Here is a 21,770-nt window from a genome sequence, read left to right as displayed (position 1 = left end):
ATAAATCAGACATAATTTAATTAACAATTAAGAGTATCCTTAGTTATGAAAAATAAATATATAAGTGCTCAGGATCGGGCTCTAGCAAAAGTCGGTGAATCCTGACAAACTCCCGTACAATAAGCATCAAGGTAACACTCAGCTGATTTCTGGATGGACGCTCCAAAAGATCTATCATACACCGCAACTAATGACTGATTTAGAAAGGATATTTTTTATGCAATGGAAAAGAATACTGCATTCTTGTTTTAGTTTAGCAATCCTATGCGTCACATCATCAGCGCTGGCTTATGATGAGCCAGTTGTGAATCTGGGCTACACCAGTTTTTATGATGGAGGCCCGCCCTCAGGACCCGGTTTGTACTTCCAAGATTATTTTCAATACTATACGTCCAATCGTTTTAATGACAAAAATGGTAATAAACTGTCTCTGCCGCGTACTGATCTTGACGTTGTTGCGAACGTGACTCAGTTTATTTATGTGTCTACAAAAAAAATTTTCGGGGCGAACTTAGGTTTATCCGTACTCTTACCATGGGTAGTAAATGACTATGTAAATGATGGTTTGGATAATACCGTCTTAAAAGCTGAAAGTGGTCCTGGTGATTTGTGGATTGGCCCTGCTCTGCAATTTGATCCAATTATGCGCAAAGATGGAAGAGGACCGTTATTCGTTATGCGTCTCGATCTAGACGTGATTATGCCCATAGGACGATACAGCAGTGTCAATGCGATTAACCCCAGCAGTCACTTTTGGTCTCTAAATCCCTACTGGGCTTTTACATTGTGGATGACACCCAAATTATCCACTTCGGCACGACTGCATTATCTGTGGAATGGAGTGAATCATAGTCCTAATGTTTCCTTTGGCCCCAATGTCCATACCACGCAAGCAGGACAAGCTGTTTTCGCCGATATTGCCGTAGGTTATGCAATAATAGAAAAATTTACTGTGGGTGTGAATGGCTACTTTTTCAATCAAATTACCGATACCCTGGCAAATGGTGTTGGGGTTCCTGGTCGTAAAGAAAGTGTGTGGGCGATTGGTCCAGGAATGGTATACAGCCTTAGTAAAAATCATTTCGTCTTTTTAAATGTGTATTCTGAGCAAGATGCTAAAAATCGAGCTCAAGGAACTAATGGAATTTTGCGCTTTGTGGCTCATTTTTAACTCCATTATACTGTATACGTAAGAAAGGTAGTCTGGTTGCTTGCAGCCAGGCTACAACTGTCTCTTAATCATGAGTAATCTTGGTGAACAATCAGATTTGAGTGCAGGTTGAGTGAACATGACATGTTTCCTAATTCCATGGACATTATCTGTTCATTATTATACTACATGACATCAGGGATCGATTGTAGCCAGGGTGCAATAAAAGCTTTTGCTTTTTGCAAAATTATGACAAAAAATAAAGTACCCAGTTTTCTAGAGAATTAAATGACGTTTCCTTTTAAAATCATTGACTTGACTCATACGCTCTCAACAAAGAGTCCCTCATGGGATATTGGCTGTGGCTTTAATCATAAAACCATTCTGGATTATGATGAATGTTCTACAGCAGTACACTTTAAGGTCCAGGAAATGAGTATGCCTGCAGGAATTGGCACTCATATTGACGCACCATCCCATTGCATCCGCAATGGACTTTATGTGGCTGAACTCGATCTTTTAAACCACCATTTAATTACTCACTGTGTGGTTATTGATGTAAGTTATCACTCGCATGAACGCTATACCGTTACTGGAAAAGACATTTTGAACTTCGAGAAAGTGCATGGAAAAATTATTGAACATACATTTGTCATTTTTTATACTGGCTGGGAAAAGTACTGGCATGATGCCAAGCAATACCGAAATAATTTAATTTTTCCCTGTGTTAGTGAAGAAGCGGCACAATTAATACTTGAGCGAAATGGTGCAGGTATTGGTATCGATACCCTGTCTCCAGATAGGCCAGAAAATGATTATATCGTGCACCAACTGATGCTGGAAAATAAAAAATATATTGTAGAAAATATTTTCAACGCAACAAAACTACCTGCCTCAGGTGCCTATAGTATGGTTTTACCCATGAAAATTGCTGATTTAACTGAAGCACCTGTACGTTTAATCGGTCTTTATTGATTTTGTTGGCTTACTTTATATAATCCCTTATATGTATTCAATTTCTTGGAAGAAATTATAATTGAACGTTGCTATTATTGGAGGCTCCATCGCAGGTTGTGCCTTGGCCTTATTATTGAAAGACCGGTTTCAAGTCACTGTTTTTGAGCGAGCACATGATTTAAAGTCTCGTGGCGCGGGGATTACGCTTCCTATCGAATTGTTAAATCTGTTAATTGCCAAAAATCTTATTGATAAAAACACTTTATCGCACACGTGCACGATGCGTAGTTTTTATTGCAAAACCGATAATGAGCCAGTTTATGGTAAATTTTTATGGCAGCAGGGAATATCCATGGCCAGCTTGCACTGGGATACTTTATTTACAAACTTCAGAAAAAGGATACCCGACTCGATATATCACCATGGAGTTAAAGTCATCGATGTGCAACTTAACGAAGGCAATGCTGGGCAAATTACTTTAGAGTCCGGTGAAAAGCAACGCTTCGATTTAATTGTATTTGCAGATGGCGTCCAATCCATTGGAAGAGCATTGATATCCGATGTCCAACCTGAATATTCAGGTTATGTTGCATGGCGTGGTACATTGGAGTTTGAACGAATTAAAGATAAAACACTTTTCAACGATCAGGGACTTTACTACTGTTTTGATAAGGGGCACTTATTAACTTATCCGGTATATCACCATCAAACAAACAAATTAAACTGGGTTTTCTACGAAAAATTAGCACGTACAGATCTAGAAGACTTAGGCTCAACCTCTGTAAACGACTTTTCTATTAAAGCAAAACAACATCTGTATCAATTAGCCCAAGATAACTTGCCTGAGGCTGCGGCACAAATTATCTTCGATACCCCTGCTCCTTTTATGCAGAACATTGTTGATGTCTGCGTCAATCGTCTTGCCACTCAAGGAGCACTTTTATTGGGTGATGCCAGCGCTATTTTACGCCCTCATGTAGGCAATGGCGCTTCCTTGGCTATTCAAGATGCACTGAGTCTTCGTGAGCATTTCGAGACCTATGAGGATATCCAACAAGCAATTTCTGCATGGGAAAAAGATGCTCTCCCGAAACGTCTTGCAATGTATGATTTATCCAAACGCATGGCGGATGCATTAGTATTACACCCTGTTGCATGGCAAGAAATGGATGAATCCAAAATGCAGGTATGGTGGGAGCAAATCATCCTCGGGGAAAAATGGTATACCACTCATCCTCAAAAAAGTTAGGAATATCCTCTTTTGTTGATTGAAGAGAGAACCCATTAGAATTGATGCTCTCACCCATATGGGTGAGAGTAAGTAAATCCCTTCTCCCTTGTGGGGAGATGGTGCCATTAGGGCCGGAGGGCTAAGATGATTGACTAAACCTTATCAAAATCTGCAGCACTCCACTGACTCCAGGCTCCTTGATATCCCTTTAAAAACTGTTGTGCAAATCGATAAAAACGAGAAAGGAAAATAACTCGCTGTTCATAATAAGATGTAAGAAAAGGATCTGCTCGGTGCACTTCAAACAAATTATAATAAGGTGGTATTGAAGCCTGTCGTGCAATAATTTCGCCAAAACTGACTTTATCTGCGTTTTTTAACATGTCATACATCACCAAAAAAGTCGTAGTCCGCCCCTTTCCTCCCCGGCAATGTATATGGAACCAAGTATCTTTAGACGCATTTTTTATTATTGACAAAAATGCATCAACTTCTGCATCAGATGGAGCCGCATGATCAGTAACGTATAGTCGCTGATATGCAAAACCTAATTGAGAAACTAACTCCTCTTCATTTTTTACCACTTTCACGGGAATGGTTTTTCCACTAGAGTATTCCTTAGCAGCAAACTGCTGATGTGATAAAACACCGCTTATCTTTTTCTGAGTGCTTAATGACTTAAGCCAATGATTCTGATCTGTAAGACTTTGTGCATTACTTTTTCCTCGATTTATCCAATCGTAGTCACTCACTAAAGTAATCGCTCGTCCATTAATATAGCCATGACTTTCCTGGCGCAAATCCAGTACTACTATTTTCGAGTGCCTATGCTTGGCAATATACTCAGAAATCTCTTTCCACCCTTTCTCACTCGGCTCCTCACTACCCGAAACGGGTAAATCTCTAATACCCAGTGTATTGCCCTGATAAGCCGTAGCAATCATGGATGCATCACGCAACCATTTTAAGGAAGAGTAAGAAAACGCACTGTCTTCTACAATGCAAGGGTTATAAATGCTGCCATCACATGCCTTAGTTTCTGTATGTGCAAAAGCCAAGCCTTGAGTCAATAAGCATGTAATAAAAGTAACGATAATGTGCTTCAAATAGGCCATTCATAACCTCCAAACAAAAAAACATAATCCATTCTATGTTAATTTTTTTTCCTACTGCAAGAGAACTATTTATTACGTAAAGACATGCCCGAAAAACTAAACGTAGCCTGGTTGCAAGCAACAGGCTACACTGGCCCTCACTAGAGCACGCATACGTTCACGTAAAAATAAAAATTAATATCCTTATTGCTGAATTACCATCCATTTTTTATACAGTCGTTGCCATGCCTCTTTACTCTCTGGATGCACCCAGTCATTTCCTATGAATGTCCAATCCCGATCCTCAGGATTAAAACCGAGATTACGAATATAATCTGCGTCACAAACAAAAAATTGATTTTTAAATGGCAATAAAAAACCACCCTGCGTGCGCTGATGTAATTTAGCTTCCGCATAATGTGAAAACCAATGATTCAGAAATCCACCGCGAATAAATGGCAACTGACATTTCAAATCACGCCAAGATTTAAAACCGATTCCTATCGCAATCACAGTAAGCGCATGTTTGCGCTTCATATCAGCACGTATTATTTCTTCAAGAGAAAAATTTTTAAACTCAGGCAAATTTTGAAAACGTCGAGCAGCTTTTTGTGCTACTGCATGATTTGTAGCATGTAACGATTTTAATAAAATAGACGCTTGAATTTTATATTCGTCAACACGAAATGAATTGTGTGGCTTATTCATGTAAATCCCCTTTGCTCTCTGCTAGACACCCACTTTTTCCAGCAACAAAAAGGTTAATGAATAATGAATCAATCAATTACTAACCAGGGTGAGATCCTCTTTTGTGGGTATAGGCGTCCCATGAAGCCTGTACACATGGTAATCGATGGACGAATTTTTGTAAATATTTTATTCATTTTTTCATTTACGCAAACGGTACTATGGTTAAACCCCTTATTTTGCATGCGTACAATAAGAATTAATAAAATGCATCACACTATGAGCAAAATGGGGATTCCATAAGTCTTGATGGCCTTTCTCAGGAAAATCAATCCATTTCTTAGGTTGGTTGGCATGATTGAACAGAGTAATGCCCTGCTCATAAGGAACAACTTCATCTAATTTCCCATGCAACATTAAGATAGGAACATGAATTTTTTGAATACGTGATAAAGAATCATACTTATCCATTAGCGGTACGGGTAACCAAGGATAATGAAATCGAGCCAAATCCGTTAACGACGTGTAAGGGGATTGTAATACCACAGCACACACAGGAAACTCTGTTGCCATTTGTGTTGCCACTCCAGTTCCCAATGATTCCCCATAGAGCACAATACGATGTTCTTGAACACCCTGCTGCTGTAAAAACTTCATTGCCGCGCGAGCATCTTGATAAAATCCTGACTCTGTAGGTTTTCCCAGGTTTCCTCCATATCCTCGATATTCAAGCAATAACACACCCAATCCCTCTGATAGAAACTGTCGAATCAGATCCATCCGAAAGCCAATATGTCCTGCATTACCATGTAAATAGAGAATCGTAGGCTTGTTATCCACAGCGGGTTTATACCAAGAATTTAAAGACAGTCCATCAGCAACTGGGATTTTAACAACGTGCATGTCTTCTGCATGAAAATCGTTGCGATTAGGTTGTTCGGGAGACGGAAAATAAATCAAATAGCGCTGCAATGGATAAGACAATATAAAAATTAAAATAAAAATAAAGAAAATCCAAAGCGCTATTTTGAGCATCATTTTATGTCATCTTCATTTATTGGATTACTATAAAAAGGATAATCGGTGTACCCTTTTACACCACCACCGTATAAAGTCGCGCGCTCTGGTTCATTCAATGGCACATTCTTTTTAAATCGCGTCACCAAATCAGGATTGGCAATGAAATATCGTCCAAAAGCAACTAGGTCTGCATAACCACTTGCAACTGCCTCAGTTGCCATTTCTAAAGTATAACCATTATTCACCATCCAGGGACCATCAAACGCTTTACGTAATGCATGGAAATCAAAGCCATAAAACGCTCGCGCCCCTTGAGTTTCTCCTTCAATAACATGCACATAAGCCAAATTAAATCGGCTCAATTCTTGGACAAGTGGGAAAAATACAGCAGCAGGTGAGGTATCAGTCACACCATTGGCATGGCTTACTGGAGCAATTCGGATTCCTGTTCGATAGGCTCCAACCTCAGAAACAACTGCACTGGTCACCTCTAACGCAAAACGCAATCGATTAGTAATCGAACCACCATATTGATCGGTTCGATGGTTGCTGCCATCACACAAAAATTGATGAATGAGATACCCATTCGCCGCATGAATTTCAACCCCATCGAATCCAGCTAAAACCGCATTCCTTGCCGCGACTCGATAATCTTCGATAATACCGGGAATTTCACTAAGCTCTAACGCACGTGGCGCTCCAACTTCGACAAATGTACCATTTTCAACAAATGTACGTTGCCCAGTTGCTGTAAGAGCAGAAGGAGCAACCGGAGCAATACCTCCAGGTTGAAGAGAAGGATGGGAAATTCTTCCTACGTGCCAGAGCTGCAAATAAATCGTCCCTCCACGGGCATGAACTGCATCTGTTACCAATTTCCATCCAACAATTTGTTCCGGAGAATAGATTCCAGGCGTCCAAGCATATCCTTTTCCAGTAGGAGAGATTTGTGTTGCCTCAGCGATGATTAAGCCTGCTTCCGCACGTTGGGCATAATATTCTGCATTAAGTTCTGAAGGAGTATCAATTCCGTGTATTGAACGATTTCGTGTTAGTGGTGCCATAACGATACGGTTCTTTAAAGTAAGTTCTCTTAATTTAAATGGAGTAAATAGAATTTCATGATTCTTAGTCATTATTGCCTCGTGCGGTGTTACTCAAAAAATAATTCGTTATATTTCTGTACCTCGAAACTCAATCTATGCTTCAATCTAGATTATAGGTAAGATATTTCAGATTAGTGAAACTTATTTACTTTCATAAGGAAATAGAAATGTATCAGAATATTTTAGTAGCAATTGATGACAGTGATACATCAATGCTGGCGTTCCAGGAAGCCATTGAGCTCAGTAAAGTACATCGTGCAAAATTATGCCTTGTACATATTGCCAATGAATTTCATGCACCTTATGTGGGGACCGGTATTGATTATGAACAACTTGAAGCTTCATTCAAGGAGTATGGCCAACAATTTTTGAGTAAAATGCTAACAATTGCACGCGAACATAATGTAGATTGTGATGCGCAGCTACTGGAAATTAATTCAGCGCATGAAAAAGTTGCAAATAAAATTATTGACGCAGCAAAAAATTGGTCAGCCGATTTGATTGTTATAGGAACCCATGGCCGTCGTGGTTTTCAGCATTTATTACTGGGTAGTGTTGCAGAGGGTGTGATTCGTAATGCCTCCATACCTGTTCTTCTTATCCGTAGCAAACAACCCACCTAAACTCCATTTTAACCAAGCGAAGAATTATCCCTATGCAAGAGACTATAGACGATAATTTCTTCGCAAATGTTACTGCTTTTTCATAGTTTGATATAATGCCCGGAAAAATTATTGTTGGACCTATATTTATGCAACTAATCAATGATTTTCATGAGATGGAGAGGCATTTTTTTTCTCTCATAAGCTTACATTGCGTTGATTATCAAACAATAACCGCATTTGCAACAGGGGTACTTGCATCAGGACTTAATCCCGCTTTTGTGACCCAAATAAACGAGCATTTTTTAAATGATCTTGCACAGTGTAAGTCTTATTTCACCAAAAATAATTTGCCTTGGGCACTTATTATTTCAGAACAATTGCTTACCCAAAAAAATGATCAATTACTCCAAGAATATGAATTAGCCGATACAGGCGTAGGGATGGCATTCAATCTTTTATCGAATAATCTGCATGCGGTTGAAAGCCCGCTTGAATTTAAACTAATGAATGAAGAGTTACATACTTGGAGCATTCCGATTACTCATGGTTTTCAATCAACCCCAGAAATTACACATATTTATACTCAAAGACACAGCGATGCATTAAAGAAATGCAACGGCGTTTATCATTTTTCCGGGTTTTTAGCAGGGGAACCTGTTGTATCGATGACATTAACCGTAAAGGAACATCTTGCCCGCATCGATGATTTAGCGACACATCCCCATGTTCAACAACGTGGCTTTGCAAGTGCCATGATGACTTATGCGCTGCAAAAAGCTTTAGAATTAAACGTGCGAATCTGTTTTTTAGAAGCGTCGAGCGCAGGTCTCAATCTCTACAAACGCATCGGTTTTCAACCACTGTTTACAAACCATTATTATGAGTTGTAGCTACAAAGCATCTAGATTATATTTATTAAAATAAAGTTTGTCTTACGCTAACTTTATCAGACGCTTCAGCTACAGCTTGCTTGTCCTCAATAGCATGAATTTCTGCAAATCGCTCATCAATAATCGCTTTGAGGTTATCCGGTGCAGATAATGATTGATCATTGTAAGACAACAACTGCTCAATGATTTGCAGATCGGTTATATCTTCGATTACATTGCGAGCCCTTTCCCAAACACCACCATCATGGATTAGTGCACTCAGACGCTTCATGAGTAATTCAGTTGGGAGCTTCGTTTTGGAAATTTCTGTCTCTGATTTGTCGTGTAACCCCTTCCATTTATCAGAAGGTGGGAAAATTTCTTCTTTTTTAGAGAGGACAGAAATGACGGACTCTCTTTGTCTCTGCTCAATACTTACTTTGCTATTCGTTAATTGCTCGTAGTGTTTGTCGACACTTTTTTGAAATTTAGCATGCATATCGGGTGGAATTTGTATCAATTGCGCGTCATTCAGCATAAGCTTGATTCCGAATAACTGCTCAACATGCTCGACTTGTTGCTTTGTTTTCGCAATGATTCGTAGAGACAAACTGTTGTCCTCCAGCCATGAAAAGCTCAGATCCACTTTGGGATCTTGAGGTGCATTATCTTGATTCAGTATGGAAACCATATAAGGAAAAGTAACTAATTTATAGGTTGGTTTAATCAACAACCCATCTCGTTTTTGATTGTACTTCACTTCAGCGTTTTTCATTAATTGCTTCAGTGCCTCAGCATCGACTGTACAACTTAATCCTGCATCGCTTTTAGTGCACTTGAGCCCAAACTCATCCTCTAATTGGCGAGCAATATCTTTATTCGTTGTAGTTAAGGTATACGTTCCACTCTCTTCTTTTTTTAGTTGAAAAGGAGTTCTGCTACTTGGTGGATCAAAACGCATCAGATTTAAGAAGACTTCACCATCATGAGACATCACCGAAGTAGGAGAAAAATATTTCTCTAGGCGGTCGAGCAGATCAATTTCTTGAGCGGTTAATGATAGTCGTTGTTTGAACGTGGTTAATATATGTTGGTTGCTGTTACGCGCGTTTGCAGCCATTTCATTAATAAACTCTATATAGTCAGCAAGTTCTGCAGAATTCACATTGTTTTCGATAACCATATCGATTAAATCAATTTTTATTTGAGCAAAATACAAATCAAAAGTGGATAATTTTCCTGAGCATAGTTCTAAAATTTGCGCATCGATTAAAGACTGTAATGGACTCCCATCCTTACTTTTCTCTCTAAGCGTGCCTAAAATGTTTAATAATTCTTCAGGGGACGGAGTAATTTCTTGAATTCGCTGTAATTCTTCTTTTAACTCCGGATAGCTTTCTATCACCTCATCGCTGGGATTTTCTCCAGTAATCATCTTTCTGAGTAAATGGATCCCTTCCATGCGTTCAGACAAAGCCGTATCATAGAAAACACTGTAATTTCGATACATAAAATGACGAGCAAAACCTATCACTGAAGAACCTCTAAATAGTGCTGGTGCTTTAGCAAAAGTGTCTTCAAATGAAAAGTCATCGCTTAGACTTGCTGCCACCCCTGCTCCTTCATAAGGTTTGCCATAATCAAAACCATAATAAGCCTCATCCGCAAAGCCTTTATTTTGCGCATCCTTACCCATGCCATCACGATCACCAATCCCAATCCCAAAAGGCAGGTTCTTGCCTAAACCACGAATATATTTAGAACGCTTTACGAATGCCTTCTTGTCTTCAACCAAAACGCCATTATAATCAGGCTCAGAACCACCATGTAGAAACTGTGTTAACTCTTGTAAACCATTTTTCCAACCACAAGCCAATAAGGCATGCACGTCTCCTTCCCCATTATTGACCCAAACAATTTCCTGCTTTTGATTTTGTGCACTAAAAATGCCAGCAAGGCGTGTACCTACAAATTCTCTAAGCGCTTCTTTATTCGCTTTGATTCTGTTTTTTTGCCCTTCTGCATAATCGAGTTTATACATCCAAGCACTTAACTGATTATTCTTAGCAACAGCCGCTTTTACCTCATCACAAAGCCATTGAATGTTAGGAACCATTACCTCCTTAGCATGAGGCCCTTTTATCTGGGTGTTAACAAACGTTGCAAAAATAATTTGCTTTTGGCGCAAATCTTCTTCTTTACCCAAAACATCCTTCAAGTCTTTAAGCTTTTGTACATCAGCAACTTGTTTTATTGGTGGCAAACGTTCTGCAGCTAAAATTTTATCCAGCTCTTTAAAGAATAATTCATCTAAATCAACTGCTCTAAATCCTGGCTCTACACCACCAGGCTTTTCCGCATAACAAAATTGTTTGGCACCAAACATACTACCTAAGCGAGTGAATTCCTTGTTTTTACGCAAAGTAAATTGACCTATTTCCTCTCGAGATGTTTCGATACTGTCTAGTGAAGCGGTGACTCTAATCTTTGGTTCGTCTTGTATTTTTAGCACTGGAGCACTTTTAGAGACACGTCCCATTTCAGTTTCTTTCCTTCGGACAGGGGGTAATAAACTGTCTTTCTCTGGAGGTTTGATACCTTGATCATTTAGAACCTGCATTATTAAACCATCTGGTTTAACACGAAATGTTGATTCCTGGACTAATTCTACACCAAAATTTTCGACACAAAAATTTCTAATAAATTTACTTAAACCACTACTTGAGCCACCAAATGATTTTGAAATCAGTGTATTTTCAGTTAAAAAAACATCCAGGAGTGCAACAATTTTTGCATCATCAGATAACGCGTCATCTTTCTTTATTTGCACTATTCCCTCATTTAATCTTTTTAAGTTATCTGTTCGTTCCGTATCAACTTTGAGTCCATTTAATTGATTACTGATTTCAGTATATTCTTTTGCGAAATGATTGGTTTTTATGGGTGATGTTCTTTTATTTTTTTCGAAGGGATTTCGAATTATATGGCCCCTCCTTTATCTGCAGCAACCAACTACAAATTAATGCATTCATAAACAATGGATTACATAATTATTGAATTCAAAAGAAGTCTTAAACCTCCGCGAACATGCAGTAAGATTTTTAGCCATCCATTGTCCGTCATCCTTACTTGCATAGTGTAATTTGAAGTTTTTCCTGACCATAGGCACCAACTCTAATTGCGTTAATCGTCCCTGCGCATTAAAGGTTAAAAAATACATTAATGACAACTCACTTTTGAACTGCTCCCAGCCTCCTATCCCCTCATAATCATTAATCAAATCACCACAACCATATAAAATCAAACCCTGATTATATAGCTCAATACCCATTGGATGATGAGCGGAGTGGCCATGAATCACATGAACACCTAATTGATCAATGAGTCTATGCGCAAACCGTTGATGGTATAGGGGAATCTCATAACCCCAATTTCCTCCCCAATGAATGCTCACGATACATAAATCTTCTGCTTTTCTATAATGTTCAATCACTTTTTTAATTTGCTTGATAGTGTCTTTACTTAAATCAGGTAACAACCACACGCCAGGTTGTTCCACTGTAGCCGCCCATTCTTTGAGAATACCACTAGAAGAGAGCCCCATAGAGAATACGAGTATTCTGCCCTTGAAACCAGGTACAAAAAGAATTGCAGGTGCTGTTGCTTTTTGGATATTTTTTCCGGCACCTACATAGCTAATTCCCACCTTGTCCAGAGTCAATAAGGTTTCTAAAAGACCTTCTTTTCCCCAATCTAATACGTGATTATTTGCCAAAACACAAACATCAATATGTGCGGCAGTAATTACGTCTATATTCTTAGGATGCATGCGGTAATTGATGCCCTTATTTGGCCATGGTGTATCGCTGCTGGTGATGCTTGTTTCAAGATTAATTAAACGCAGATCAGGCTTTCTTAAATTTAATTCGTCTAATGCATCCCCCCATACGTATTCTCCTTTGTTATGCAGAGGAATCGAGCCATTGATCTGCTCAGCAAGTCGGACATAATCTCGTGCATCGCGAACATAAGATTCATAAATTTGTGGTTCACAGGGATGAGTTAAGACTTGATCAACTCCTCGTCCCGTCATGACATCACCACATAAAAATATATGAAATTGAGATGTTATTGATGACATCATTATTATCCCTAGGTTTTGCACACTCCTCCTATAACTATAGTTTATGGTGTACGTGCGCTCCCTTTGTTAGTTCAATAACGATTTTTTTGCTAGGGCTTTAAAGATGATTGAGCGTCTGACTCGATTTTTCTTTTTTTATGGTCTTCCGGAGTACTTAAAACGCCCAAGTCGCTGTCCGATAATAAAGTTGGGGAACTCGCTCTTTTTCTCCAGTCAAATACATTCGTTTTTAAATCTTTTTTTAAATTTTGAGAAATCTCAAATGGAACAAAGTTTTGGGCGGATTGTTTACAATGACTTGTAAAAGCCTGCTGACAGACGTCCATTTCTAAATCCATTAAAAGATACAACGAAGGCTCCTCTATTAACTGTTCTAGCCGTTCTTTCTGTGTTTGTTGGAACCATTTTTTTATATCAACATCATCGAGCTCTGCGGGGTAAAAACCAAATTTATTATAAACGGTAAGCGATTCTGCTGAAGGACTGACTGTCATACTTGTCAGCCCTGTATGTACGAAAAAATCCAAAGCATGAGCCGTCATTAAGTTGGCTAGCCCTTTTTGGCGATATTTTTCACTTACAAATAGGCCATATAATTGAGACATCATTTCTGAGTTTTGAATTAGCCTTAATTCTATAAAGCCAATAATCTTTCCATTGTCTCGCAAAACAAGCATTAAATCACATCGATTGCCCTCTTTATGGAGCAATTTTCCATTATTGTTAAATAACTGAATGGTTACATCCTCTAATACCGCTTCATCTTCATTTTCAAAATAAATTTCTGCCATCGCGCTTTCGTGATTAACATAATCAAAGAAAACAGATAAATCATTTTTATTAGGATAATCTAGAACATAGTGCGTTGAACTTGGCAGCACGGCATTGTTATCTAACTCTGTATACATAAATGACCGGAAATCATCACTAAATAGATTTATTATAATACCAAGAGATTAAATTCTCAACAAACAGACTGTTTAATAAATTATTGCCTTCAAGACGCAATGTTGGGATATCACTACATAAGAAACTACGAGATGAGCGAACCGATGTTTATCCGTTGGTATATACTTATACAAAACCAGTCCGTTTTTTCTACGCATTAGGATAGTGAAATCAGGGGAAGAGTGTGGAAAACAAACAATGGCAGTCGCTCTGGTATGTGCTGATGATTTTCTGGATTATCATTCTATTCCAGAACTTTTTTTTCGCCCCACATCCTGTCAATATTGCGTACAGTGACTTTATCAATCTTTTGAAAGCCGATAAGTTAGATAATGTCCTCCTTGATGACAGCTACATTACCGCAAACGTGAAAACCGACGGTTTGGTAGGATTACTCCCCGAAGATAAATTAAGTGAAATAAAGAAATATGGTGGCGATGCCCCCCAAGTGACTACCGTACGTATCAATGATCCTTCACTTGTATCCACCTTGGAAGCTGCAAAAGTAAAGTTTAATGGGCAAGCTGAAAATAAATGGTTAACCATGGTGTTATCTTGGCTTATTCCCGCCCTGCTTTTCTTTGCATTGTGGAGTTTTTTGATACGACGTATGGGCACCGCTGCTGGTGGTGTCTTGGATGTCGGCAAAAGCAAAGCCAAAGTCTACATGGAAAAAGAAACACACGTATCATTCCAAGATGTTGCAGGTGTCGATGAGGCGAAAACTGAGCTTATGGAAGTTGTTGAATTTCTCAAAAATCCACAACATTATACGCGTATAGGAGCGCATATACCTAAAGGGGTACTTTTAGTTGGTCCACCTGGAACTGGAAAAACATTGCTCGCACGCGCCGTAGCAGGTGAAGCAGGGGTGCCATTTTTCTCAATTAATGGTTCAGAATTCGTAGAAATGTTTGTTGGCGTTGGGGCAGCGCGAGTTCGTGATCTCTTCACTCATGCCCGAGAAACAGCTCCAGCAATTATTTTTATCGATGAGCTGGATGCTTTAGGGAGGGCCCGCGGTGCTTATCCTATTGGCGGCGGGCATGATGAAAAAGAACAAACCTTAAATCAGCTGCTCTCAGAAATGGATGGTTTTGACCCTAGTGAAGGACTCATTCTACTTGCCGCAACAAATCGTCCGGAAATTCTTGATCCTGCGTTATTACGTGCTGGACGTTTTGATCGCCATGTATTGGTTGATCGCCCAGACAAAAAGGGCCGCATAGAAATTTTGAATGTACACCTGAAAAAAATAAAACAAGCTCCTGATATTGATCCTGAAAAAATTGCAGCTTTAACTCCAGGTTTTTCTGGTGCTGATTTAGCGAATCTAGTCAATGAAGCAGCCTTACTGGCCACACGTCATAATGGCCACTCGGTGAGCATGGATGATTTTACTAACGCAATTGAACGCATTGTAGCTGGTCTAGAGAAAAAAAACCGTTTACTCAATCCCGAAGAACGTAAAGCGGTGGCATATCATGAAATGGGTCACACTTTGATCGCACTCTCGTTACCTAATGTCGATCAAGTACATAAAGTGTCGATTATTCCACGCGGAATAGGTAGTTTGGGATATACCATTCAACGTCCCACTGAAGATCGCTATCTTATGACTGAAGAAGAATTAAAAAATAAAATGATGGTTCTTCTCGGAGGTAGGGCAGCCGAATTTGTGGTTTTTGGCCACTTTTCAACGGGCGCAGCAGATGATCTTGCCAAAGCAACGGATATTGCCCGTAGCATGGTGATGCGTTATGGGATGGATAAAGAACTAGGGCCCGTTACTTATCAGAAAGAACATTCTAGCTTCTTAGAACCACCCATAATGCATAACGATCGTGAATTTAGTGAAGAAACTGCATGTGAAATTGATGCTGCAGTCCGCAAAATCATTCAATCTGCATTTGATGATGCCGTGGATATAATAAAAAAACGCAGCAAAATTTTAGAAAACGGGGCTAAGCTGTTATTACAAAAAGAAACTCTAAATGAAGAAGATTTGGCTGCATTAAATATTAAGTGACTATCAATGATCGTCTTTTTGTAGCTTCGCTGTGCTCAAGCCAAAAAGTATGTGGAGCGTTGCGTGCAAGCTCCGAAGCAATCTATTTTCCAGAACAATACTGATCGAACCAATTTGTGGCTAAACTCGCAACTTCGCTTAATTTTCCATGTTCTTCAAATAAATGAGTTGCCCCCTCCACTATGTCTAATTGTGTGGTGCAATTCATATGCGACATTGCTTGTTGATTGAGATCAATAACTACATCATCTTGACCGCCTACAATAAGCAATGTAGGTGCTTTGACTTGAGGTAAATAATTCCTAGCCAAATCAGGCCTACCGCCACGCGAAACAACTGCGTTGACTAATTTAGGCTCTTGCGCTGCAGCGACAAGTGCAGCCCCACCTCCGGTGCTTGACCCAAATAAACCGATTGGAAAATGGTATGCGGCTAATTCTTCGGTACACCAATGAATTACATCAACAAGCCGAGAAGATAATAGATGAATATCAAAACGAAATTCACGAGTCACATTATCAATAATATCTTCTTGTGATGTGAGCAGGTCAAAAAGCAACGTTGCGTAGTTCCCTTCATTCAAAGTGCTTGCTACATACTGATTGCGGCTACTAAATCGACTGCTTCCACTTCCATGTACAAAAATTACAATCCCTTTGGCTTTTTCAGGTATAAATAAAAAACCGTTCAGATAAACATTTTTACTGGGAATTGTTACGGGATGTTGAATATCTGCAGTATAGGTATTCATGCGCATTCCTTTTCCTGAAACCTCTCTTAACTCCAAGTATAGACTTTTAAAATAATTTATTAGAAATCAGGGAAAGATTACGCCCTCTACCTCATCTATTGATTAGAAAAATACGTTTTATATAAAGCAAGATACGTATCATCTTGTTCTATTTGTTGTAATATTTTATTTATGCGGTCAATTAAGTTTGAGTTTTTAGATTGAGCCATAATGGCTATACCCTCGCCTAGCGTCACTACAGGCCCCAAGGTTTTAAATAAATTACCATAATTGTGATTCCAATAGTTCACGTCAGAACGATAAAGAAATACAGCAGATATCGTTTTATTGCTTAATGCAGCAAACATATTTTCTACTGTATCATACTGATTCACTTTAATTTTTCCTTGGTACTTATTGAGTACATAAGCATATAAAACACCGCCGCTTAGTTCGTCTTTGATCACACCGACTGTACTCCCTTCTAAATCAGCCTCGGAATTAATGTGGCTTTGATCTTTCAATGTTAAAAATTGTCCTTTACTGAGCATGTACGGTAAGCTAAAAACATGGTCCTTCTGACGAGCAGGCGAAATAGTAACTCCAGCAATGACCAAATCAACTTGTCCATTTTCTAACGCTTGATAAAGCTGTTTTGTGTTCTTTATTGGAATAAGCTGGCACTTTATTTTCAGGCGCGAACAAAGCAAATGGGATAAATCAATATCAAATCCTTCACTACTGGATATAACAAAAGGAGGATTATAAACGAGGGTGCCAATTCGAACGGTACTATGACTTAAAGTAGAAAAGAAAAAACAAAACACTAACCCCAATAACATCCCCTTTACTTTCATACTCATTCCTTTGCAGTAATTTTTCTTATCAATTTGAACCCATTCCAAGCATGGATTCACTAAATTGGAATCTACTTAATAAATGGATTATAGTACATCTATGCCTACATTAAGTATGGGTCTGTTTACAATTCAACTATCTTGCCAAATGCTACGAATTGTATAGAGCTTAAATAAGGGTAATTCATGGATAATAGAAATCCCTGGGCTTTAAACGCCCCAATCGATTCTTTTTTCTTTGACTGTGACGGAACCCTCTCCCTTATTGAGGGGATTAATGTACTTGCAACGAGAAATGGTGTTGCCAAACAAGTACATCAAATCACTGCACGCTGCATGGGAAAAACCGGCATGACGCCTGATGATTATCGACAGCGTTTACTCCATGTTCAACCTACACTCAAACAAGTTGAGGAATTGGCAGAGTGCTACAAGCAACATATAGCTCCTGGGGCACAAGAACTCATTCAGTTGTTGCATGGTTTGCATAAAAAAATTTATATTATTTCTGCAGGGATTAAAACGGCAGTAGTTCCATTTGCGCAAACTTTGGGAATTCCTGCGAGCCATGTGCTCGCAGTGGACGTTTATTTTGATGATGCAGGCAACTATCAAGGATTTGATGAGCAAAGTAATATGATTCAAGGCAATGGTAAAACTGTAGAAATCGCGTCAGTCCTGAAACCAGACGAGCGTTCCTTATTAGTCGGTGATGGCGTGAGTGACTGGGAAGCTCGAGACGCAGTAACCCGATTTATAGGTTTCTCTGGACTAAGCCCTAAAGAATGGGTGAAAAACCATGCCAATTTTTATATCACTAGCACAAGCTTTTACCCAATAATTGCTTTGGGATTAACGCCTGACGAATTGAAACAATTATCGTCACAAGATTATGCTTATTATGAACAAGGACTGACAGATATTTATAATTCTGTTGTTCTGATCAAGGGGAATGACCATGTTCACTATTCAAGTTCTTGATAATATATCTCCTCAAGGCTTAAGTTTATTTCATCCTGACCTTTATCAGTTGGGTCTTAACCCTGTTGATCCTGATGTTATTTTAGTACGCTCTCATAAATTGCATGATCACCCATTTGAAAAAAACCTAAAAGCAGTTGCCCGAGCAGGCACTGGGACGGACAATATTCCTGTTGAGGCACTTACAAATTTGGGTATCCCCGTATTTTATGCCCCTGGAGCAAACGCTAATGCAGTTAAAGAACTCGTGATGGCGGCCATGATAATGGGTTATAGACATTTAGATGAAACCCGCTCCTTTATTACCGAACTGTCAAAAGAGGACAATCAACTATTAAATCGAGAGATAGAAACTAAAAAAAAGAAATTTGTTGGACATGAGATTTCAGGTAAAACATTAGGTGTCATAGGCTTAGGGAATATCGGCGTTAAAGTAGCTAATGCAGGACTGGCTTTAGGCATGAATGTCTTAGGTTTTGACACCAATATGACCCTGACTAATGCGCTCGCATTGATGCCTGGGGTTGAAAAAATCATGGATATGAATGAATTGCTTGTTCATGCAGATATCATTACGCTACATATCCCTTTAAATACGAATACTACTCATTTAATCAATGAAGAAAACATTTCCCTTGTTAAACCACATACTCTTTTACTTAATTTTTCACGTGAACAAATAGTAAATGAAGCAGCAATTTTGCAACAATTGAATAATCAACGCCTCATGGGTTACATCACTGATTTCCCAACAATTAATTTAGCAGGACACCCTAATGTCTTGTGTTTTCCTCATTTGGGAGCAAGTACGCAGGAAGCAGAGCAAACTGCAGCAGAAATGGTCATTCGCAATATTTGTAATTATCTGGAATATGGAATTATCGAGTATTCGATTAATTTTCCTAATATATCACTCTCCACCTCCCAAGTATCTAACTGTTACCGCTTGCTGGCGATTAACGAAAATATTCCAGGAGCTATGGGTAAAATCACTCAGAACATCTCAAAACTTGGATACAATATTGAACAAATGGAAAATAAATCACGTGGCGCCATTGCCGTGAACCTTATTGATATATCAGGCTCTAAAGAATCCCTTTCCAAACTGTGCGATCAATTGAAGCATATCCCCAATTTAATCAATATACGACTGGTTTCAAGCCATCAAAACAGCACAATATCTCAATAGGCTCCTACCTTCGTAGGAAAAACAACAATGGGGTATACCAGCTCGGGATAACGGAGCTGCATGTTCGGGATTCGAAAACCAAGCCATTTTGGTTCAAACTGGCAAAATGAAAAACAACCATAAATAAAAAATTTGTTTATTTTTTGAAAAAATCTATTTTCTTTACTACACTTTCTACATGTTATTTTTTTTACCTTATTGAGATATTTTAAGCCTATTTTTGTAAGGATTGCTGTGCATAATATTGAGTTACTAGCCATTCGGGATCACAAAACAAATGGCATGGCGGTTTGTTTAAAGCCAAAAATTCCATACATTATTACCCCCTCGCTAGTTCATGAGGTTCGGAGATTACAGAATAAAGTAGCAGAGCAATACTACGCCCAACCCTGGGATGGAGTTTATTATATTCTTTGGTATTTACACTCTGATACCGCTCCATGGAAGGGACTGGACTTCCATTTTATTCATGAAGCATTACTCAACCACCATGAGCGCAACCTAGAACACTACATTGAAAGTATATTTGAATTGCTTTTTATTAATTATATCGGTTTTGGCCTTCCCTTAATTAACTGTTCTATTATAAACAGAAAGCTCAGTGGCATATCGCAAGATTTTTTCTATGTAAATCGCATCAATTTTATAAAACGCTATAAAGAATTAAATTGCTATGGCTCTAATAAACTGCCTTTTAGTAAGTTGAATTTTGATTCTGAAATAAGAAAAACTACATTTCCCATTAAAATTTATACCCGTAATAATTTTTACTCCTTTGATTCTATTAATTTAAATTCAATGAAAAAAATTCTCGGTTCACATCAATATGCCCCTATCCCCCAGCCACAACAAAATGAAGTAAAAATTATATTTCATCAACTGAGCCAGGAAACAATTGCTAAAATTTATCAATTAGCTTCAGAAAAAATCAATTTAATTGAACGCTTTGCTCTGATTCAATCCTTAGAAAATAAATCAAAATGATATTGTAACTTGTAGCCTAGCAGAACCTGGGATTAAGAGGTCTTATTCTACACAACATCCTGAGTTCCACTGCACTGCATCCTGACTACCATTTGCAACATAATAGCGTATAATATGAAAAATTTTTATACAGAAAAGGATTAATTGATGTTTGGACTGAATGACAAAGTAGGCAGATCTTTTTTCAAAGATGCGAAATCCGATGCGCTTTTTGTTACCAGCCGTTTCTTTACGTTACAAGGAGAAGGTCCTTTTCGTGGCCATCCTGCCTACTTTATTCGTTTAGCTAAATGTAATTTGGCGTGCTCTTTTTGTGATACTTATTTTGATACGGGCGAATGGCTGGATTTTACTTCCTTATTGGAAGAAGCTGACACGGTCATTGCTGCCTTTTTTCAAAAACGCAATCTCCCTACACCTGCTTGGGCCCAGGGACTTGCAAAAAAAATGGTTTTGGTCATTACTGGTGGTGAACCTTCATTGCAACGGAATTTATCTGCATTTTTAGAAAAAGCCCAACCCTATTTCCAACAAACTCAAATTGAATCAAACGGCAGTTCCATTCTGCCTGATCTTCCCGAAAACACAACTCTGGTTGTTAGTCCCAAATGCCTGGAAAAAGACGGCGCCATTATCCGCTACCTAAAACCTAATATTAAAATGTTAGAACGGGCTGATTATTTGAAGTTTGTCATGTCAGCACCTGAGGACAACCACTACACGCCCTATAGCGAAATACCCACATGGGCGCATGAATGGGCCGAAAAAACAAAGAAACAAGTTTTTGTGAGCCCTATGAATAGATATCTTAGAGAACCACAACGTGTTCAAAAAATTCGCGATAAAGGACGTGACTTGACTTTAGAAGAACGTTCTGAAATCAATGAAGTAGTCAGTTTTTGGGAGCCTGGTCTTTTAGATCTGAAAAAAAATCAACGTAATCATGAATACGCAGCCGAATATTGCATGAAACACGGATTGATTCTTAACTTGCAAATCCATCTGTTTGCAAGCCTACCATAAAGATCAATTAAATCTGCTGATTTGTAGCCTAGGTGAAGGCAAAGCCGTAGCCTGAGGTTATAGATAAAAATGTTTCCGTAACTCCGGGTTACGCTGCACTTCACCCAGGCTACAAAGTTAAAAGCACCTTGCCTCATAGTCACAAATAAAGAATCTTGAGGAAAGG

Annotated in this window: 19 protein-coding genes; 10 read left to right on the top strand and 9 right to left on the bottom strand. The window is 38.7% G+C overall.

What is annotated here, in order from left to right; genetic code table 11:
* The first annotated feature begins 217 nt into the window (after nt 1–217).
* The 3 genes from BGO44_RS05070 to BGO44_RS05060 all read left to right on the top strand — a co-directional run bounded on the left by BGO44_RS05070 (nt 218) and on the right by BGO44_RS05060 (nt 3,356).
* On the top strand, nt 218–1,171 hold the full coding sequence (locus BGO44_RS05070; protein WP_273198816.1) for a SphA family protein: 954 nt from the start codon (nt 218–220) through the stop codon (nt 1,169–1,171).
* A 267-nt stretch (nt 1,172–1,438) separates the two neighbouring features.
* Nucleotides 1,439–2,125, top strand: coding sequence for a cyclase family protein (locus tag BGO44_RS05065; protein WP_273198819.1), 687 nt, complete (start codon nt 1,439–1,441; stop codon nt 2,123–2,125).
* A 61-nt stretch (nt 2,126–2,186) separates the two neighbouring features.
* Entirely contained in the window at nt 2,187–3,356 is a 1,170-nt protein-coding gene (locus tag BGO44_RS05060) for an FAD binding domain-containing protein (protein WP_273198822.1), read from the top strand.
* A 134-nt stretch (nt 3,357–3,490) separates the two neighbouring features.
* Here the strand turns inward: BGO44_RS05060 and BGO44_RS05055 are convergent, their stop codons facing one another.
* From BGO44_RS05055 to BGO44_RS05040, 4 genes are all read right to left on the bottom strand, one after another.
* Nucleotides 3,491–4,453 (bottom strand): phosphatase domain-containing protein, encoded by a 963-nt coding sequence (locus BGO44_RS05055; protein WP_273198824.1) that lies wholly within the window; start codon nt 4,451–4,453, stop codon nt 3,491–3,493.
* Between the two features lie 183 nt (nt 4,454–4,636).
* A complete protein-coding gene (locus BGO44_RS05050; RefSeq protein ID WP_273198827.1) occupies nt 4,637–5,140 on the bottom strand; it encodes a hypothetical protein in 504 nt (167 codons plus the stop codon).
* Nucleotides 5,141–5,353: 213 nt separating this feature from the next.
* A complete protein-coding gene (locus BGO44_RS05045) occupies nt 5,354–6,157 on the bottom strand; it encodes an alpha/beta hydrolase (protein WP_273198829.1) in 804 nt (267 codons plus the stop codon).
* On the bottom strand, nt 6,154–7,275 hold the full coding sequence (locus tag BGO44_RS05040) for an alkene reductase (protein WP_273198831.1): 1,122 nt from the start codon (nt 7,273–7,275) through the stop codon (nt 6,154–6,156). Before BGO44_RS05040 ends, BGO44_RS05045 begins: the two co-directional genes overlap by 4 nt.
* A 137-nt stretch (nt 7,276–7,412) precedes the next feature.
* Here BGO44_RS05040 and BGO44_RS05035 point away from each other — a divergent pair, with 137 nt between their 5' ends.
* Both BGO44_RS05035 and BGO44_RS05030 read left to right on the top strand, forming a co-directional pair.
* Nucleotides 7,413–7,868: a universal stress protein gene (locus BGO44_RS05035; protein ID WP_273198834.1), complete on the top strand. Its 456-nt coding sequence runs from the start codon at nt 7,413–7,415 to the stop codon at nt 7,866–7,868.
* A 128-nt stretch (nt 7,869–7,996) separates the two neighbouring features.
* Entirely contained in the window at nt 7,997–8,740 is a 744-nt protein-coding gene (locus BGO44_RS05030; RefSeq protein WP_273198837.1) for a GNAT family N-acetyltransferase, read from the top strand.
* 25 nt (nt 8,741–8,765) lie between these two features.
* Here BGO44_RS05030 and BGO44_RS05025 read toward each other — a convergent pair whose 3' ends face one another.
* The 3 genes from BGO44_RS05025 to BGO44_RS05015 form a co-directional block, all read right to left on the bottom strand.
* On the bottom strand, nt 8,766–11,549 hold the full coding sequence (locus BGO44_RS05025; RefSeq protein ID WP_273198840.1) for a hypothetical protein: 2,784 nt from the start codon (nt 11,547–11,549) through the stop codon (nt 8,766–8,768).
* Nucleotides 11,550–11,747: 198 nt separating this feature from the next.
* Nucleotides 11,748–12,863: a CapA family protein gene (locus BGO44_RS05020; protein WP_273198842.1), complete on the bottom strand. Its 1,116-nt coding sequence runs from the start codon at nt 12,861–12,863 to the stop codon at nt 11,748–11,750.
* 89 nt (nt 12,864–12,952) lie between these two features.
* Nucleotides 12,953–13,771 (bottom strand): GNAT family N-acetyltransferase, encoded by an 819-nt coding sequence (locus BGO44_RS05015; protein WP_273198843.1) that lies wholly within the window; start codon nt 13,769–13,771, stop codon nt 12,953–12,955.
* 224 nt (nt 13,772–13,995) lie between these two features.
* Here BGO44_RS05015 and ftsH point away from each other — a divergent pair, with 224 nt between their 5' ends.
* A complete protein-coding gene (gene ftsH / locus BGO44_RS05010) occupies nt 13,996–15,840 on the top strand; it encodes an ATP-dependent zinc metalloprotease FtsH (RefSeq protein WP_058512040.1) in 1,845 nt (614 codons plus the stop codon).
* Between the two features lie 82 nt (nt 15,841–15,922).
* Here ftsH and BGO44_RS05005 read toward each other — a convergent pair whose 3' ends face one another.
* Entirely contained in the window at nt 15,923–16,591 is a 669-nt protein-coding gene (locus BGO44_RS05005) for a dienelactone hydrolase family protein (protein WP_058512039.1), read from the bottom strand.
* A gap of 95 nt (nt 16,592–16,686) precedes the next feature.
* Nucleotides 16,687–17,427, bottom strand: coding sequence for a transporter substrate-binding domain-containing protein (locus BGO44_RS05000; protein ID WP_058512038.1), 741 nt, complete (start codon nt 17,425–17,427; stop codon nt 16,687–16,689).
* A gap of 186 nt (nt 17,428–17,613) precedes the next feature.
* Between BGO44_RS05000 and BGO44_RS04995 the strand changes: the two genes are divergently transcribed.
* The 4 genes from BGO44_RS04995 (at nt 17,614) to BGO44_RS04980 (ending at nt 21,604) form a co-directional block, all read left to right on the top strand.
* Nucleotides 17,614–18,408, top strand: coding sequence for an HAD-IB family phosphatase (locus BGO44_RS04995; protein WP_273198846.1), 795 nt, complete (start codon nt 17,614–17,616; stop codon nt 18,406–18,408).
* On the top strand, nt 18,386–19,597 hold the full coding sequence (locus tag BGO44_RS04990; protein ID WP_273198848.1) for a 3-phosphoglycerate dehydrogenase family protein: 1,212 nt from the start codon (nt 18,386–18,388) through the stop codon (nt 19,595–19,597). Before BGO44_RS04995 ends, BGO44_RS04990 begins: the two co-directional genes overlap by 23 nt.
* Nucleotides 19,598–19,831: 234 nt before the next feature.
* On the top strand, nt 19,832–20,581 hold the full coding sequence (locus BGO44_RS04985; protein ID WP_273198851.1) for a hypothetical protein: 750 nt from the start codon (nt 19,832–19,834) through the stop codon (nt 20,579–20,581).
* 147 nt (nt 20,582–20,728) lie between these two features.
* Nucleotides 20,729–21,604, top strand: coding sequence for a 7-carboxy-7-deazaguanine synthase QueE (locus BGO44_RS04980; RefSeq protein ID WP_273198853.1), 876 nt, complete (start codon nt 20,729–20,731; stop codon nt 21,602–21,604).
* Nucleotides 21,605–21,770 lie beyond the last annotated feature (166 nt).

Source organism: Legionella sp. 39-23 (assembly GCF_001897665.1).
GTDB classification, from domain to species: Bacteria; Pseudomonadota; Gammaproteobacteria; order Legionellales; family Legionellaceae; genus Legionella; species Legionella steelei.
The sequence above is the reverse complement of the archived record's forward strand: the minus strand, read 5'-3'. Positions and strand labels throughout refer to the sequence as shown.